Origin of the sequence: Cobetia sp. D5, from assembly GCF_035666195.1 — a bacterium.
Taxonomy (GTDB): domain Bacteria; phylum Pseudomonadota; class Gammaproteobacteria; order Pseudomonadales; family Halomonadaceae; genus Cobetia; species Cobetia amphilecti.
Genome location: NZ_CP142020.1, coordinates 728,058 through 743,746 on the forward strand (window position 1 = coordinate 728,058; position 15,689 = coordinate 743,746).

The following is a 15,689-nucleotide window of genomic DNA, read 5'->3' on the forward strand; positions in this document are numbered from 1 at the left end:
GATGGATGACAGCGCGCGAGCTGGCGAGGCAGTCGACGGCTCGGTTCACGCCGCGGCGCTCAGCGAGTGGTCGCTGTATGTGCTCGAGACGGCCCAGGGGCGCCTCTACACCGGTATCAGTACCGATGTGGCGCGCCGCCTGAGCGAGCATGAGGGCGGCAAGCGCGGTGCGCGAGCGCTGCGTGGCAAGGGGCCGCTGACGCTGTGTTATCAACAGGTGGTCGGCGATCGCTCGCGGGCGCTCAAGCTTGAGTATCGCGTCAAGCAGTTGAGTGTGGCGGCCAAGCGTCGCTTGATCGCCGGTGAGCTTGCGCTGGATAGCCTGCTCGACTGACGGTCTGCTTGATTGAATGCGTGAAACGAAAACGCCCCCGACGGAATCCGTCGGGGGCGTTTTGTTGACTGACGACCCTGCCGAGCAGGCTCAGTCTCAGTGCAGTTTCATCTTCGGACGCAGGTAACGGTTCAGGCCATCGACCACCACCGTCATGCCGGTCTTGACCACGCCGTGAATCGCCATCTGGTGCATGCGATACAGTGAGGCGTAGAAGAACTTGGCCAGGCGGCCTTCGATGAACAGCGAACGCGCCGAGGCACCGCGCATCAGCGAGCCGACGGCATCGAAGTGCGCCAGCGAGATCAGCGAGCCGTGGTCCTTGAACACGAAGTCCTTGAGCGGCTTGTTGGCCATCGCGGCGCGCAGGTTCTTGACCATCAGACTGGCCTGCTGGTGAGCGGCCTGGGCGCGCGGCGGGACGCGCTTGTCATCCGGCTGCGGGCAGCTGGCACAGTCACCGAGGGCAAAGATGAACTCATCATCGATGCTCTGCATGGTCTGGTGCACCTTGACCTGATGGTTGCGCTCGGTGGACAGACCCAGCTCGGACAGGAAGGCGGGCGCACGGATACCGGCGGCCCACACGCTCAGGTCGGCTTCGATCAGAGTGCCATCGGCAGTGGTGATGCCGCGTGAGTCGGCGCATGTCACTCGGGTATCGACGTGGATATCGACGCCCAGCCTGGTCAGCTCCTTGGCGACCGGCTTGCCGATGCGTTCCGGCAGGGCGGGCAGGATGCGCGGTGCGGCCTCGATCAGGTGGACCTTGACCTGGCGGTCTTCCAGCGAGGAGAAGCCGTAGCTGTGCAGCATCTTGGAGGCATCGAACAGCTCGGCGGAGAGCTCGACCCCGGTAGCACCGGCGCCGATGATGGCGACGTTGAGCTGCTGGCGCTCACATTCCTCGCCGTTGGCGCTGAAGCGCAGGAAGGTGTCGAGCATGTCGCGGCGGAATTTCTCGGCCTGCTGCGGGCTGTCCAGGAAGTGGCAATGTTCGGCGACGCCTTCGGTGCCGAAATCATTGGACACGCTGCCCAGTGACAGTACCAGATAGTCATAGCTGAGCTGGCGGGCGGGCAGCAGCACGTTGCCCTTGGCGTCATGGATGGCGGCCAGGGTCAGCTGCTTCTCTTCACGCTCCAGGCTTTCCAGGGTGCCGCGCTGGAACTTGTAGCCGTGGGCCTTGGAATGGCCCTGGTAGGAGACTTCATCGAGACCGGAATCCAGCACGCCGGTGGCCACTTCGTGCAGCAGCGGCTTCCAGATGTGCGTGGAGTTGCGGTCGATCAGAATGATCTCGGCTTTCTTCTTGCGGCCCAGCTTGTGGCCCAGTTTGGTGACGAGTTCCAGACCGCCGGCGCCTCCGCCAACGACTACGATGCGGGGAATGGCCATTGAGTGTTCCTCAGTGACAAGATTGATGGGAAGGTGTGAAAAGTGTCGGCCGGCTATCGAGTCAGAACATGCAAGGCCCGGAGTCGATAACTGGCGTCGCGATACCGCTATGATAACAAGATAATGAGCGTGCTAAATAGTGCTGCATGCGCGAGATGTCGTTATTTTACGTATATTCGCCATGAGCACGCGAGAACTCGTCGTTGCGCTTTTGGCACCTACACGAATCCTGTCGCTGAAAAGGAGCAAGGATGCACGATCATCCCACATTCACAGGTCCGGTACATCCGTCGCTCAGGGCGATCGAGATGGTCGCCTTCGACCTCGATGGCACCCTGATCGACTCGGTGCCGGACCTCGCCCATGCGATCGACTGCATGCTTGAGCAAGAGGGGCTGGCGGCGCTGGGCGAGGCGCGGGTACGCGACTTTGTCGGCAATGGATCGCGGGTACTGGTGGAGCGCGCCCTGGCAGCACATGGCCTGGCGACCGATGACCTGGCGCGGGTCGAGCAGGCGCATCAGAGCTTTTTGGCACATTACGCCGCCGACCCCAGCTCGCGTACGCGACTCTATCCCGGGGTGCGGGAATGCCTGGAGGGGCTGCGCCAGGCCGGGATTCCGCTGGTGCTGATCACCAACAAGCCGGAAGCCTTCATCGAGCCGCTGCTTTCGCACTTCGCGCTGAGCGAGCATTTCGCGCTGGCGCTGGGCGGCGATAGCCTGCCGACGCGCAAGCCGGACCCCGCGCCCCTGCTGTTCGCCGCCGAGCGGCTGGGGGTGTTGCCGCGTCAGGCCTTGATGGTCGGTGACTCGCGTCATGATATCGCGGCAGGCCGCGCCGCCGGTTTCCGCACCCTGGCGGTACCTTACGGCTACAACCATGGCGAGCCGATCTCGCGCAGCCACCCGGACTACCTCGTCGACTCGCTTGCCGAGCTGGTCGTGGCTGGCTGAGTGACGCTGATTGATGGGAATTGACAGAGCGAGGCTGGTGTCCCGCTCGGGCGCGCAGTGAGGCATGAGATGGCAGAACTTGCCTCCACCAGCGCTGCCGCCAGCGATCCGCGATGATAGACTGAGTCCCAGACAAGCCGGCCCCGTGTCGGCAACGCACCCTCCGTGGAAGGAACTGCAGGTCATGATGACCCCACAACACTTCGCTGAACTGGCCGAAGCCGGTTACAACCGCATTCCCGTCACCCGTGACGTGCTGGCGGATCTCGACACGCCACTGTCTACCTATCTCAAGCTGGCCGACATGCCGTGGACCTTCCTGCTGGAGTCCGTGCAGGGCGGAGAGAAGTGGGGGCGTTACTCCATCATCGGCCTGCCGTGTCGTGAGCGCATCGAGGTGCGTGGCCAGGTGGTCTCGCATCTGATCAATGGCGAGCAGACCGGCATGACCGAGGTCGAGGACCCCCTCGACTGGATCGAGCAGTTCCAGACCCGTTTCCGTGTGCCGGTCATCGACGGTGCGCCGCGCTTCAATGGCGGTCTGGTCGGCTACTTCGGCTATGACACCGTGCGCTATATCGAACCGCGCCTGCGCGGCGTCGAGAAGCCGGACCCGCTGGGCGTGCCGGACATCCTGCTGATGGTCGCCGACGAGCTGGTGATCTTCGACAACCTGTCCGGGCGTCTGACGCTGTTGACCCACGCCGACCCGGCAACGCCCAACGCCTACGAGGCCGCCTGCGAGCGTCTCGAGCGCCTCGAGATCCAGCTGCGCAGCGCGACCCTGAATACCGTCAGTCCCGGCACCGGCGGCGAGCCGGTCAAGGAGACCGACTTCACCTCCGGCTTCACCGAGGAAGGCTTCAAGGGCGCAGTGGAGAAGATCAAGGAATACGTGCTGGCCGGTGATGTCATGCAGTGCGTGCCGTCGCAGCGCATGTCGATTCCCTACCGCGCCGCGCCGCTGGATCTCTACCGTGCACTGCGCAGCCTGAATCCCTCGCCGTACATGTTCTTCTTCAACCTGGATGACCACCACGTCATCGGCTCGTCACCGGAGATTCTCTCGCGTCTCGAGGATGGCGAGGTCGCGGTGCGCCCGATCGCCGGTACCCGCGTGCGCGGCGCCACCGAAGAGGAAGACCTGGCGCTGGAGAAGGACCTGCTGTCAGATCCCAAGGAAGTCGCCGAGCACCTGATGCTGATCGACCTGGGCCGCAACGACGCCGGTCGCATCAGTCAGACCGGCAGCGTCAAGGTGACGGACCAGATGGTGGTGGAGCGCTATTCCCACGTCATGCACATCGTCTCCAACGTCACCGGCAAGCTGAAGGAAGGCCTGGGGCCGATGGACGTGCTACGGGCCACCTTCCCGGCAGGCACCCTGTCCGGCGCGCCGAAGATTCGCGCCATGGAGATCATCGACGAGGTGGAGCCGGTCAAGCGCGGCATCTATTCCGGCGCGGTGGGCTATCTCTCCTGGCACGGCAACATGGATACCGCCATCGCGATCCGCACCGCGGTGCTCAAGGACAAGGTGCTGCACGTCCAGGCCGGCGCCGGTATCGTGGCCGATTCCGTGCCGCAGTCCGAGTGGGACGAGACCCTCAACAAGGGGCGTGCCCTGTTCCGTGCCGTGGCGATGGCGGAGCGCGGTCTGGACAACCTGGACTGATCGGCGCGCCGTGCATTTCGGGAGTGACTCGCCAGTGTTCGCGGGTCACTCCCTGCAACGGCGCATGTGATTGACACTCCTGGCAGCTCAACGCACTATTGACCCATGACGCTACGTAACCCGCACGACCTCAGCCAGCAGTGGTGGCGCTCCTGACAAGGGGGCGGCTTTCGCATGTCTGAAGTTCGAGGACGTACGACCAGAAGAATGCCGCCGACCAGGGCGGCATTTTTGTTGCTGGACGGCGGGAACGACACCACAGGAGAGCGGGCAGGCCGGTCAATCACGGCGCATGATCCGCTCCCGAGAATGGACACTGACCATGCAGACATTCACTTCGCAGGACGCCAGCACGCCACGCGTGCTGATGATCGACAACTTTGACAGCTTCACCTACAACATCGTCCAGTATCTGAGTGAGCTGGGCGCTGAAGTGCTGACCGTGCGCAATGACGCCATCACGCTCGAGCAGATCGAGGCGCTCGGCGCTTCACATCTGGTGCTGGGTCCGGGGCCGTGCACGCCCAACGAGGCCGGCATCACGCTGGAAACCATTCGCCACTTTGCCGGCAAGCTGCCGATTCTGGGCGTGTGCCTCGGTCACCAGGCCATCGGTCAGGTCTACGGCGGCAAGGTGGTACGTGCGCCCCAGGTGATGCACGGCAAGACCTCCGCCGTGCGTCACGACAACAGCGGTGTCTTCGCCGCGCTGGCCGAGCCGCTGGAAGTCACGCGTTATCACTCGCTGGTGGTCGATCGCGAAAGCCTGCCCGAGTGTCTGATCGTCACCAGCTGGACGGATGACGACGATGTCACGCCGCAGTTGATCATGGGCCTGCGCCATCGCGAGCTGGATGTCGAAGGTGTCCAGTTCCACCCTGAGTCGATCCTGACATTGCAGGGTCATGAGCTTCTGGCTAACTTCCTGCGTCGCGGCGAGGCTGCGAAAGCCGCCTGAGCGGGCGTTGATCGCATAGAGTCACACCCTATTTTTTCATGCGTCAGCCGCCGAGGCTGGCGCCTGCGGAGACACAACATGCAGATGCGTGAGGCGATTGGCGCCGTGATGCGCCGCCAGCACCTGAGCTACGACGACACTCATGCGGTCATGACGGCCATCATGACCGGCGAGGCGACCCAGGCGCAGATCGGGGCCTTGTTGATGGCGCTGTCGATGAAGGGCGAGACCGTCGATGAGCTGGCCGCCGCCGCCCAGGTGATGCGTGAGCTGATGACGCGGGTCACGGTGCGCGCCACCGATGCAGTGGATATCGTCGGCACCGGCGGTGATGGCGCCAACCTGTTCAATGTCTCCACGGCGGCAAGCTTCGTGGTGGCGGCCGCCGGTGGTCATGTGGCCAAGCATGGCAACCGCAGTGTCTCGTCATCGTCCGGCAGTGCCGACCTGCTTGAGTCGGCTGGCATCAATCTGGCGCTGGACGCCGAGCAGGTCGCACGCTGCATCGATGATATCGGGGTCGGCTTCATGTTCGCGCCCAATCATCACGCCGCCATGAAGCACGTGATCGGCCCGCGCCGCGAGATGGGGGTGCGTACCATGTTCAACATCCTCGGTCCGCTGACCAATCCGGCCGGCGCCACCCGTCAGGTGCTGGGGGTCTATGACCCGGCGCTGGTACCGCTGATGGCCGAGGTGCTCAAGCGCCTCGGGGCCGAGCATGTGCTGGTGGTGCACAGCGATGATGGTCTGGACGAGATCTCGCTGGCGGCACCGACGCTGGTCAATGAGCTCAAGGATGGCGAGATCCGCGAATACCGTATCGCGCCGGAAGACTTCGGCATCGCGCGCCAGTCGCTGGAAAGTCTGGCGGTGGAAACCTCGGACGCCAGCCTCAAGCTGGTGCAGCAGGCGCTGCGCGGTGATGACGGCCCGGCCAGCGACATCGTGGCACTCAATGCCGGTGCGGCCCTTTACGTGGCGGGCATCGCGGACAGTCTCAAGGAGGGTGTCAGCATTGCCGAGGACGTGCAGGCCAGCAAGCTGCCGTTCGAGAAGATGAAGGAATTGGCGGATTTCACCCGTGTCTACGCCCAGGTCAATGATGAAGGAGCGACCCGCTGATGAGCACCGAGCAGACGACTGACAAGGCATTGCCGACCATCCTGGCCAGGATTCTGGCGCGCAAGGAAGAAGAGATCGCCGAGCGCAGCGCCGCGGTGAGCGAGGCGGACCTGCAGACCCTGATCGAGAAACAGAGCGCGCCGCGCGGCTTCATCGAGGCGCTGACGTCGCGCATCGACCGTGGCGAGCCGGCCATCATCGCCGAAGTGAAGAAGGCGTCCCCCTCCAAGGGCGTGATCCGTGAAGACTTCGTGCCCGCCGAAATCGCCGTGGCCTACGAGCAGGCCGGCGCCGCCTGTCTGTCGGTGCTCACCGATGCCGACTTCTTCCAGGGGCATGAGGACTTCATGATCGAGGCGCGCGACGCCGTCTCGATTCCGGTGATTCGCAAGGACTTCATCATCCACCCGTATCAGGTGCTGGAAGCACGTGCCATCGGTGCCGACTGCATCCTGTTGATCGTCGCGGCGCTGGACGATGCGCGCCTGAGCGCTCTGTATCGTCAGGCGCGTGAGCTGGACATGGATGTGCTGGTCGAGGTGCATGACGGCGAAGAACTCAAGCGTGCACTGGCGCTGGGCATCGAACTGGTCGGCATCAACAACCGTGACCTGCGTACCTTCGAGACGTCGCTGGAGACGACGCTGGACCTGCTGACCGACATGCCGCAAGGCGTGCGCGTGGTCACCGAATCCGGCATCCATACCCGTGACGATGTGGCGAAGATGCGCGACGCTGGCGTCCACGGCTTCCTGGTAGGGGAGGCCTTCATGCGCTTTGATGATCCGGGTGAAGGCCTGCGGGGATTGTTCTTCGGGGATTGATAGCCGGTAGTTGGCGTTATTCGTTATCTTATGGATAACAAAAGCCCGCATGGCAATGCCATGCGGGCTTTTTTATGCCTGTCTGCTGACTTCTGTCCAAAGGCCTGTGGCCGTCATCCTGCTGGAGGTCTATGGCTGCCATCAGTCACAGGGTCAGGCGTCTGTCTTGACGCTCTCGACTCCCTTGCGTGCCGTGAGCAGAGCCTCGGCGATTTCCTCGACCCCGGCGCCATGACTGTGGCGTGTCACCCAGCTGGGCTCCCAGCCCAGTGCCGCGCGGTGCTGGATGATGTTGGCCACGCCCACGGTGTGGCGGAAGGTGGCGAACATCGGCGCATCATTGGGTGCATCGCCGACGTACATCACCTCCTGCTCCAGCTGCATGCGGTCCAGGCCGAAGGTCTCGGTGAGGACCCGCACCGCCATGCGCGCCTTGTCGAACTCGCCCTGCCACGCATTGATGTGGATGGAGCTGGCGCGCGCCTGAATACCGGCGGCCGTGAAGCCGGCGATGATGGCGCGTATCTCGCTCTGGGCCAGCGGGCCGACCGCCTGACAGTGGTCCACCGCGACATCGGCGAAGCGGAAGGGCTGGTCCTGGGCCAGTGCTGCGCGTGGATGGTTGAGCAGCAGCTGGCGGGCGACGGTCATGACGTGGCGCTGGCGAGCGCGCAGGCGCTGCTCGTCTTCCCACCAGGTGGTGAGGATGCGCTGCCCCTGGCGGCGGAAGGCAAAGGCGCCGTTCTCACCGATCACGCTGGCAACCGGCCAGGCGCGTGCGATGTGATCGCACCAGCCCGCACAGCCGCCCGTGACGGGAATGACCATGATGCCGGCGGCATCCAGACGCTCCAGCGCCGCCAGCGTCGATGCCGCGAGACGCCCTTCATGGGTGAGGGTGTCATCGATATCGGTCAACAGATACCGGATACCCGACAGGGTGCTGGCAGGACAGTGGGCGAAAGCTTGCATGGTGATTCCAGAAATCCTCAGAAGGTAAGCGGGAGCACGGCTGTCATCAGTCGCGTGTCCCTTCAGTATCGTCGATGCGTGCCGGCTTGCGCGACGCGCCTCGGTTCAGGCAGTGAAGCGCACCGACAGGCTCTGCTGGCTGGCAGCCTCCAGCGCGCTGCGATAATCGGGCTGATGGGGCAGCTCATCGGTGACCAGCAGGTCGATCTCCTCGAGCGGGGCGATGCGGCACATGGCGGCGCGCCCCCACTTGCTGGCGTCGGCGACCAGAATCCGGCGCTGGGCATGATGGACCAGCGCACGGCTGACCGCGGCTTCTTCCGGGTCGAAGTCGAGCAGCCCACCGGCATCGAGGCCGCCACAGCCGAGGACCGCGATATCGACCTGATGACGCGCGAAGAAGGCTACGGTGGCACTGCCGACCACGTCGAGATCCTGCGGGCGCAGTTGTCCTTCCGCCAACTGGACGGCGACATCCGGATGGGTCGAAAGCGCCTGCGCCACCTGCAGATTGTTGGTAATCACGCGCAGGCCGCGCCGGGCAAGCAAGGCTTCGGCGACCGCCACCACGCTGGTGCCGATGCCCAGCGCCAGGGTGGCGCCATCGGGAATCTCGGCGACCACGCTGGCGGCCATGGCCTGCTTGGCAGTGCGCGCCAGCATGATGCGTTGGGAATGTCCCAGGTTGTAGCCGCCCGGTGGGCGCTCGATGCCGCCGTGGCGCCGACGCGCCAGCCCGCGCTCACACAGCACGCCCAGGTCACGCCGGATGGTCTGGGGCGTGACGTCGAAGGCGTGGGCCAGCGGGTCGACGGCCAGCTGGCCCTCGCGGGCCAGTCGCTCGAGTATCTGTTGCTGGCGCGGCGTCAGTGCATCATTGCTTGCGTGTTCGACGCTGCGACTGTCGCGCTCGATGCCCGGGGTCATGTCTGGGGTAGCCCTTGCGTGGTGGTGTCGTTCGGCAGAGTGGGCTCGCGATCCTCCTCGCTGAAGATGGCCGGGTCATCGCTGATGACGGCATCCACACCCCAGGCCCAGCGCGGCGCGAAGGCGGCCGCATCATTGGGCGTGTAGCAGAGCAGCTTGTGGCCCCGGCTGGTGATGGCACTGGCCGCGGCGCGCGTCAGGGCGCGCCAATCGGCATGCACGGAACTTGCGTTCAGCTCATCGGCCAGGCTCTGCCAGTCGTCGGGAATGTCATCGTAGAGCAGGCCGATATGCACCTGCGGGTCGCGTTGACGTGTCAACCGCAGCGCCTGGGGATCAAACGACGAGATGATCAGGTGTGAGGCGGGCAGATGGGCGGTGGCCATCGGGATGGCGGCATCGACCAGCGCCTGGGCATCGTGGCCAGGGCTGAGCTTGAGCTCCAGATTCAGGCGCATGTCCAGGCGCGCGATCAGCTCCAGCGCCTGCTTGAGCGAGGCCATCCGCTCACCGGCAAAGCACGCATTGAACCAGCTGCCGACATCGAAGGTCTGCACGCTGTCCCAATCCAGATTCTTGAGCTTGCCACGCCCATCCGAGCAGCGATTCACGCCGGCATCGTGCCAGATGACCGGCGTGCCATCGCCCAGCAACTGCACGTCCAGCTCCACCCATTGAAAGCCGGCCTCATGCGCCGCCTGAATGGCGGCCAGGGTGTTTTCCGGCGCATAGGCCGACAGGCCGCGATGTGCGATCGCCAGGGGCAGGGACAGGACGCTGTCAGTTGAATGTGATGCGTCGGCTGAATGTGACGATGAAACCATGGTGAATCCTCACAGAAAGAATGGCATGTCTGCCCGCTACGCAGCTGTGGCGCTGATCGGTCGAGGCGGATCACTGATGCTCAGACGCGAGACTGATCAGGGCAGGTCTCAAGCATTACCATCCAATGATGACGTTATCAGGGCAAGGGGTTCCGTCGGCCCGCGACAGGATGCAAGCGCTCATTCGGTGGCCGCTGTCGCCTGCTCGCGGGTTGCCAGCCGCTTGCCGTCGGTGCCGAACAGATGGGCACGCGCCGGAAGGATGGCCAGGCGCAGCGTCTGTTCTTCCGCGACGGCGTGCTCGCCATCCAGTCTCACCACCAGCGGCTCGTTCTGGCCTTGCAGCCGGCAGTACGCCAGGGTGTCCGCGCCCAGCGGTTCGACCAGCTCGATGCGCGCCTCAAGCTCCGCGGCCCCTGCGGGCAGGGCATCGGTTGCTTCCAGCACCTGCAGGTGCTCGGGGCGAATGCCGAGGGTCAGCTCATCGCCCGTGGCCAAGCCTTCGCCCTTCAGGGCAATGGTTGCGCCACACGGCAGCGCAAGACCTGCCTGTGCCTGGGTGGCGCTCAGGAAGTTCATCGCCGGCGAGCCGATGAAGCCGGCGACGAACTGACTGGCGGGTTGATCATAGAGCGCCATCGGCGTGCCGAACTGCTCGACATGGCCGCCGTTCATCACCACCAGGCGGTCTGCCAGGGTCATGGCCTCGGTCTGATCATGGGTCACGTAGACGGAAGTGACCTTGAGACGCTTCTGCAGGCGACGGATCTCGAGACGCATCTGCACACGCAGCTTGGCGTCCAGATTCGAGAGTGGCTCATCGAACAGGAAGACCTGCGGCTTGCGCACGATGGCGCGTCCCATGGCGACACGCTGACGCTGGCCGCCGGAGAGCTGCTTGGGGCGGCGATCGAGCAGCTCGGTCAGGCCCAGCAGCTCGGCGGCCTCGCTGACGCGCTGCTGGATCTCGTCCTTGGGCGTGCGCCGGTTCTTGAGGCCGTAGGCCATGTTGTCGAACACGCTCATGTGCGGGTAGAGCGCGTAGTTCTGGAACACCATCGCGATGTCGCGCTCGGCGGGTTCCAGCTCATTGACGCGCTTGCCGTTGATCTCCAGATCGCCCTCGGAGATGTCCTCCAGGCCTGCCAGGGTGCGCAGGAGGGTCGACTTGCCACAGCCGGACGGGCCGACGATGACGATCAGCTCGCCTTCGCCGAAGGCCAGGTCGATGCCATGCAGGGCCTTGTAGCCATTGGGGTACTGCTTCTTGAGCTGCTTGAGCGCCAGTGTTGCCATGAGTTGTGTATCCAGAGCGGTGGCGTGACGGGCAAGTCTGTCCATCACGGCGTAACGGAGTCAGGGGGCGAGGTGTCGCGGGTCGGAGCGCGAGATCACTTCTCGCTGTCCACCAGGCCCTTGATGAAGTAGCGCTGCATGAACAGGATCACCAGTACCGGCGGGCCCATGGCCAGCAGCGTGGTGGCGGTGACGTCCTGCCACGGCACCAGGCCATCACCGGTGGTCAGCATGCGCTTGAGGCTGACGACGATGGTCAGGTAGTCGGCATCGGTGGTGATCAACAGCGGCCACAGATACTGGTTCCAGCCGTAGATGAACATGATCACGAACAGTGCCGCGATGTTGGTCTTCGACAGCGGCAGCAGGATGTCCTTGAGAAAGCGCCACGGCCCGGCGCCATCGATGCGCGCGGCCTCGACCAGCTCCGCCGGGATGGTCAGGTAGAACTGACGCAGCAGGAAGGTCGCGGTGGCGCTGGCGATCAGCGGCAGGATCAGGCCGGCGTAGCTGTCCAGCATGTTGAGGTCGGCCACCACCTTGAAGGTCGGTAGGATGCGCACCTCCACCGGCAGCATCAGGGTGATGAAGATCAGCCAGAAGCACAGCTTGCGGAAGCGGAACTCGAAGAAGACGATCGCGTAGGCGGCCAGCACCGAGATGATGATCTTGCCGATGGCGATGCCCAGTGCCATCAGCATCGAGTTGAACAACAGGGTCATCACGTCGGCGCCGAGACTGCTGACCGGGTCTGCCAGAAGCTGGCGGTAGTTGTCCAGGCCAGCCTCGCCGATCCAGACGGGGGCGACGTTGGAGTAGAGGTCACCCATCTCGTGGGTACTGGCGCTGAAGGCGATCCAGACCGGCAGGAAGAACAGTGCGCAGCCGACGATCAGCAGGGCATGGCTTGCGATATCAAGCCCGGGGCGGTTGTAGCGCATCAGTACTGCACCTTCTTCTCGACATACTTGAACTGGATCAGCGTCAGCACGCCGACGATGACCATCAACAGCACGGACTGGGCAGCACTCGAGCCCAGGTCCTGCCCGACGAAACCATCTTCATAGACCTTGTAGACCAGGGTGCGGGTCGAGCCGGCCGGACCGCCCTGGGTGGTGGCATCGATGGTGCCGAAGGTCTCGAAGAAGGCGTAGACCACGTTCATCACCAGCAGGAAGAAGCTGGTCGGCGAGAGCAGCGGGAAGGTGATGGTCCAGAAACGCCGCCAGGGGCCGGCGCGGTCCATCGCGGCCGCTTCCAGCAGGCTCTTGGGGATCGCCTGGAGACCTGCGAGGAAGAACACGAAGTTGTAGCTCATCTGCTTCCAGATCGAGGCCAGCACCACCAGCAACATGGCCTGATCGCCATTGAGCTTGTGGTTCCAGTCGATGCCGATGGCGGACAGCAGCTCCGGCAGAATGCCCAGCGTCGGGTCGAACAGAAACAGCCACAGCACCCCGGCCACGGCGGGTGCCACGGCGTAGGGCCAGATCAGCAGGGTCTTGTAGGCGTGTGCGCCGCGCAGCACGCGGTCGGCCAGTACGGCCAGCCCCAGCGCCAATGCCATGGCGCCGAAGGCCACTGCAAAGGAGAAATAGGTGGTCGTCCATAGTGTCGTGAGATATTCCGGCTCGCTCAGCACGCTGACGAAGTTGCTCAGCCCGGTGAATTCCCGCGAGAGCCCGAAGGCGTCCTCGACATAGAAGGCCTGTTCGATGGCCTGGTAGGCCGGCCAGAAGAAGAACACGGCCACGATCAGCAGCTGAGGCGCCAGCAGTATCCAGGGCGTGATGGGGTGTCGATTGAAATGGGCCATGCAGCAGGGGTCTCGCAAGCAAGGAGGGACTGGGTGGTTCCGTCGGTAGCATGGAGTCGGCAAACCTCGGCCGCTCCTGCGCCATCAAGCCGTGAGAGAAGGGAAAGGACACCGGATGTCGGATGCGCTTTCCGCTCTCTGGCTGGAGAAAATAGCGGGAGGGCGAGCCCGGCATGGGCCCGCCCCCGGTGTGGCGATGATCAGCCGTTGGCGCGTTCGAACTTCTCGAGCAGCGAATCGCCGCGCTTGACGGCGTTGTCGAGGCCGTCCTGCACGCTTTCCTTGCCGGAGAAGATCTTCTCCAGCTCTTCATTGATCACGTCACGAATCTGCACCATGTTGCCCAGGCGCAGGCCTTTGGAGTTCTCGGTCGGCGTCGCGGAGGTCATCTGGGTGATGGCGACGTCGGTGCCCGGGTTCTCGGCGTAGAAGCCCTGTTCGCGCGTCAGCTCTGCCGCGGCAGTCGTGATCGGCAGATAGCCGGTGAACTGGTGCCAGTCGGCCTGCACTTCAGGCTTTGAGAGGTACTGGAAGAACTTGGCGACGCCCTGGTATTCCTCATCGCTGTGACCGGACAGCACCCACAGCGAGGCGCCACCGATGATGGAATTCTGCGGCGTCTCGATCACGTCGCTGTCATAGGGCAGCGGTGCCACGCCGAACTCGAAGCCCTTGGCGCTTTCCTTGACGCCGGCATAGCTGGCGGAAGAGCCCATCATCATCGCGCACTCGCCGGAGTAGAACTTGGGTGCCGCGTCATCGAAGCGACCGCCGAACACGAAGCGCTTGTCGGCCTGCCAGTCATCGAGACGCTGAATGTGGTCGACCACGGCGGTCGTGTTGAATTCGAGGCGGGTATCGGTGCCGGCGAAGCCATTGGCCTGGCTGGCGAAGGGCACGTCATTGCGCGCCGAGAAGTTCTCCAGCATCACCCAGGATGGCCAGGTGGTGGTCAGGCCACAGCTGGCGGCGCCGGAATCGACGACCTTCTTGAGCGCAGCGCCCATTTCCTGCCAGGTCTGCGGGAGGGAGTCGACGCCTGCCTTGGCCAGCACGTCCTTGTTGTAGTAGGTCACTGGCGTGGAGGAGTTGAACGGCATCGACAGCATCTTGCCGTCGGTGTCGGTGTAATAGCCGGTGACGGCAGACAGGTAGGCGTTCGGGTCGAAGGCGGTGCCTTCCTTAGGCGCGAAGTCTGCCATCAGCTGATGCACCGGGACGATCGCACCCTTGGCGCTCATCATGGTGGCGGTGCCGACCTCGAAGATCTGCACGATGTCCGGGCCCTTGCCGGCGCGGAAGGCGGCGATGGCGGAGGTCATGGTCTCGGAGTAGTTGCCCTTGAAGACCGGCTTGACGACGTAGTCGTCCTGGCTTGCATTGAAGTCGGCCGCGATCTCGTCGACCTTCTTGCCGAGCCCGCCCCCCATGGCGTGCCACCATTCCACCTCGGTGGCGGCGAGGGCACTGGCGGAGGCGGAGGCGAAACCGATGGCCAGTGCGAGGCTGGCGAGGCGACGAGTCGCGGTGGCAGTCGTACGGGTGCTTGCATGATAGGTCGGGCGGCGCATGGTCAAACTCCTGAGAGGTTCCCCTGGCCAGCTTCCGCAACAAAGAAGAAGGACGCTGGCCGCTGACGATCGATGGCGACGATCAAGTGAACATTTTCTTGTTCTTTTGATGATCGTCCGAAAAGCGTAGACGACTCTATAGCGCCCGCCTTACAACTTTGTGACAGGAAGATGTTCATTCGAGCGAGGCTGAACTTATGGCTGAGCAGCCGGTGTGTGGCGCCGCCAGCTCGGCTCAGGCTGGCAAGCGAGGCGCCGGGGGCAACTCAAGGCCGGAATAAGCGGCCGGCGAGCGAGTGTGCTAGTCTTGCGCGCTGAAAATGCCTGTGGCGGAGAACGCGATGAAAGTGGTTGAAGTGAGTGCCGGTGCCCGACGTGATGCCTGTCTGGCGATGCTGTGCGCCGAAGTCCATGGCCGCGAGGGTGGTCTGGATGCGCTGGTGAGTTACGCCGGCGTGCGTGGGGTGTGGTTCGAGAATGAGATGGCGCGCCTGTTCGCGCTGGTCGACGATGCCGAGCGCATCCACTCTGCCGCGCTGCTGGTACTCGACGAGAACGCACGTGGCCTGAATCTGGCGCTGTGGGCGACACCGACGGTGCATCGCGGTCACGACCACGGCATCGCGCTGGTCTCCCAGCTGTCCGATCACGGCCGCCTGCAGGTGCGCATCACCGACAGCTCACTGGTCAGCGTGCTGCGTCGCGCCGGCATCAACGACTGGCTGGAGGCCGAGGCCGAAGGCGATCAACCGCGCGAGCTGGTCGGCATGAATCCGGCGGCGCGTGTCGGCAACCTGGCGGCCCTCGACGCGCCGCTGCGCCTGGACCGCGAGCGCATCAAGCGCTCCTTCAAGGCGCGCCCGAAGGACTTCGAGACCTACAAGAACGCCTTCGTGCGTGACCTGGAGCACTTCGCGCGTCATATCTGAGGATGAGATGACGCAAGCGAATGACATGCTCACCAAGACAAAGGCCCCGCTCATTGAGCGGGGCCTTTGTGGTTCAGCGATCAG

General features: G+C 64.1%; 15 protein-coding genes. 7 read left to right on the plus strand and 8 right to left on the minus strand.

From position 1 onward, the window contains the following. Nucleotide 1 precedes the first annotated feature (1 nt). Nucleotides 2-334: a GIY-YIG nuclease family protein gene (locus tag U0O11_RS03050; RefSeq protein WP_324692490.1), complete on the plus strand. Its 333-nt coding sequence runs from the start codon at nt 2-4 to the stop codon at nt 332-334. Between the two features lie 96 nt (nt 335-430). Here U0O11_RS03050 and U0O11_RS03055 read toward each other — a convergent pair whose 3' ends face one another. Further along, a complete protein-coding gene (locus U0O11_RS03055; RefSeq protein WP_153635139.1) occupies nt 431-1,732 on the minus strand; it encodes an NAD(P)/FAD-dependent oxidoreductase in 1,302 nt (433 codons plus the stop codon). Between the two features lie 251 nt (nt 1,733-1,983). Here U0O11_RS03055 and U0O11_RS03060 point away from each other — a divergent pair, with 251 nt between their 5' ends. The 5 genes from U0O11_RS03060 (at nt 1,984) to trpC (ending at nt 7,270) form a co-directional block, all read left to right on the plus strand. Continuing rightward, nucleotides 1,984-2,688 (plus strand): phosphoglycolate phosphatase, encoded by a 705-nt coding sequence (locus tag U0O11_RS03060; RefSeq protein WP_043335263.1) that lies wholly within the window; start codon nt 1,984-1,986, stop codon nt 2,686-2,688. Between the two features lie 187 nt (nt 2,689-2,875). Continuing rightward, a complete protein-coding gene (trpE, locus tag U0O11_RS03065; RefSeq protein ID WP_043335326.1) occupies nt 2,876-4,363 on the plus strand; it encodes an anthranilate synthase component I in 1,488 nt (495 codons plus the stop codon). Between the two features lie 322 nt (nt 4,364-4,685). Next, nucleotides 4,686-5,321, plus strand: a complete 636-nt coding sequence (locus U0O11_RS03070) for an anthranilate synthase component II (RefSeq protein WP_107336649.1) — start codon at nt 4,686-4,688, stop codon at nt 5,319-5,321. A 78-nt stretch (nt 5,322-5,399) separates the two neighbouring features. Next, complete coding sequence (gene trpD / locus U0O11_RS03075; RefSeq protein WP_324691625.1) at nt 5,400-6,446, plus strand: anthranilate phosphoribosyltransferase; 1,047 nt, start codon at nt 5,400-5,402, stop codon at nt 6,444-6,446. After that, nucleotides 6,446-7,270, plus strand: a complete 825-nt coding sequence (trpC, locus tag U0O11_RS03080; protein ID WP_324691627.1) for an indole-3-glycerol phosphate synthase TrpC — start codon at nt 6,446-6,448, stop codon at nt 7,268-7,270. Before trpD ends, trpC begins: the two co-directional genes overlap by 1 nt. Nucleotides 7,271-7,423: 153 nt before the next feature. Here the strand turns inward: trpC and U0O11_RS03085 are convergent, their stop codons facing one another. The 7 genes from U0O11_RS03085 to ugpB all read right to left on the minus strand — a co-directional run bounded on the left by U0O11_RS03085 (nt 7,424) and on the right by ugpB (nt 14,676). Beyond that, nucleotides 7,424-8,242, minus strand: a complete 819-nt coding sequence (locus U0O11_RS03085) for an HAD-IIB family hydrolase (RefSeq protein ID WP_324691629.1) — start codon at nt 8,240-8,242, stop codon at nt 7,424-7,426. Between the two features lie 105 nt (nt 8,243-8,347). Beyond that, entirely contained in the window at nt 8,348-9,169 is an 822-nt protein-coding gene (locus tag U0O11_RS03090) for a DeoR/GlpR family DNA-binding transcription regulator (protein WP_064503346.1), read from the minus strand. Next, the gene (locus U0O11_RS03095) at nt 9,166-9,993 is read right to left on the minus strand and encodes a glycerophosphoryl diester phosphodiesterase (RefSeq protein WP_324691631.1); all 828 of its coding nucleotides are present in this window, start codon (nt 9,991-9,993) and stop codon (nt 9,166-9,168) included. Before U0O11_RS03095 ends, U0O11_RS03090 begins: the two co-directional genes overlap by 4 nt. Before the next feature lie 180 nt (nt 9,994-10,173). Further along, nucleotides 10,174-11,289, minus strand: coding sequence for a sn-glycerol-3-phosphate import ATP-binding protein UgpC (locus tag U0O11_RS03100; RefSeq protein ID WP_324691632.1), 1,116 nt, complete (start codon nt 11,287-11,289; stop codon nt 10,174-10,176). Between the two features lie 95 nt (nt 11,290-11,384). Beyond that, complete coding sequence (gene ugpE, locus U0O11_RS03105; protein WP_043335925.1) at nt 11,385-12,230, minus strand: sn-glycerol-3-phosphate ABC transporter permease UgpE; 846 nt, start codon at nt 12,228-12,230, stop codon at nt 11,385-11,387. Then, entirely contained in the window at nt 12,230-13,105 is an 876-nt protein-coding gene (gene ugpA / locus U0O11_RS03110; RefSeq protein WP_043335922.1) for a sn-glycerol-3-phosphate ABC transporter permease UgpA, read from the minus strand. The genes ugpE and ugpA overlap by 1 nt, the downstream gene beginning before the upstream one ends. A gap of 200 nt (nt 13,106-13,305) precedes the next feature. Next, nucleotides 13,306-14,676 carry a sn-glycerol-3-phosphate ABC transporter substrate-binding protein UgpB gene (gene ugpB, locus U0O11_RS03115; RefSeq protein WP_225347579.1) on the minus strand — a complete coding sequence of 457 codons (1,371 nt, stop codon included), beginning with the start codon at nt 14,674-14,676 and terminating at the stop codon, nt 13,306-13,308. Between the two features lie 341 nt (nt 14,677-15,017). Between ugpB and U0O11_RS03120 the strand changes: the two genes are divergently transcribed. Next, entirely contained in the window at nt 15,018-15,605 is a 588-nt protein-coding gene (locus tag U0O11_RS03120) for a hypothetical protein (RefSeq protein WP_054555137.1), read from the plus strand. Nucleotides 15,606-15,689 lie beyond the last annotated feature (84 nt).

Coding starts and splice junctions, on each gene's coding strand:
- ugpB (WP_225347579.1), bottom strand. CDS start 14,676: ATGCGCCGCCCGACCTATCATGCAAGCACCCGTACGACTGCCACCGCG.
- U0O11_RS03100 (WP_324691632.1), bottom strand. CDS start 11,289: ATGGCAACACTGGCGCTCAAGCAGCTCAAGAAGCAGTACCCCAATGGC.
- ugpE (WP_043335925.1), bottom strand. CDS start 12,230: ATGCGCTACAACCGCCCCGGGCTTGATATCGCAAGCCATGCCCTGCTG.
- U0O11_RS03085 (WP_324691629.1), bottom strand. CDS start 8,242: ATGCAAGCTTTCGCCCACTGTCCTGCCAGCACCCTGTCGGGTATCCGG.
- U0O11_RS03095 (WP_324691631.1), bottom strand. CDS start 9,993: ATGGTTTCATCGTCACATTCAGCCGACGCATCACATTCAACTGACAGC.
- trpD (WP_324691625.1), top strand. CDS start 5,400: ATGCAGATGCGTGAGGCGATTGGCGCCGTGATGCGCCGCCAGCACCTG.
- U0O11_RS03055 (WP_153635139.1), bottom strand. CDS start 1,732: ATGGCCATTCCCCGCATCGTAGTCGTTGGCGGAGGCGCCGGCGGTCTG.
- U0O11_RS03070 (WP_107336649.1), top strand. CDS start 4,686: ATGCAGACATTCACTTCGCAGGACGCCAGCACGCCACGCGTGCTGATG.
- U0O11_RS03090 (WP_064503346.1), bottom strand. CDS start 9,169: ATGACCCCGGGCATCGAGCGCGACAGTCGCAGCGTCGAACACGCAAGC.
- ugpA (WP_043335922.1), bottom strand. CDS start 13,105: ATGGCCCATTTCAATCGACACCCCATCACGCCCTGGATACTGCTGGCG.
- trpE (WP_043335326.1), top strand. CDS start 2,876: ATGACCCCACAACACTTCGCTGAACTGGCCGAAGCCGGTTACAACCGC.
- trpC (WP_324691627.1), top strand. CDS start 6,446: ATGAGCACCGAGCAGACGACTGACAAGGCATTGCCGACCATCCTGGCC.
- U0O11_RS03060 (WP_043335263.1), top strand. CDS start 1,984: ATGCACGATCATCCCACATTCACAGGTCCGGTACATCCGTCGCTCAGG.
- U0O11_RS03050 (WP_324692490.1), top strand. CDS start 2: ATGGATGACAGCGCGCGAGCTGGCGAGGCAGTCGACGGCTCGGTTCAC.
- U0O11_RS03120 (WP_054555137.1), top strand. CDS start 15,018: ATGAAAGTGGTTGAAGTGAGTGCCGGTGCCCGACGTGATGCCTGTCTG.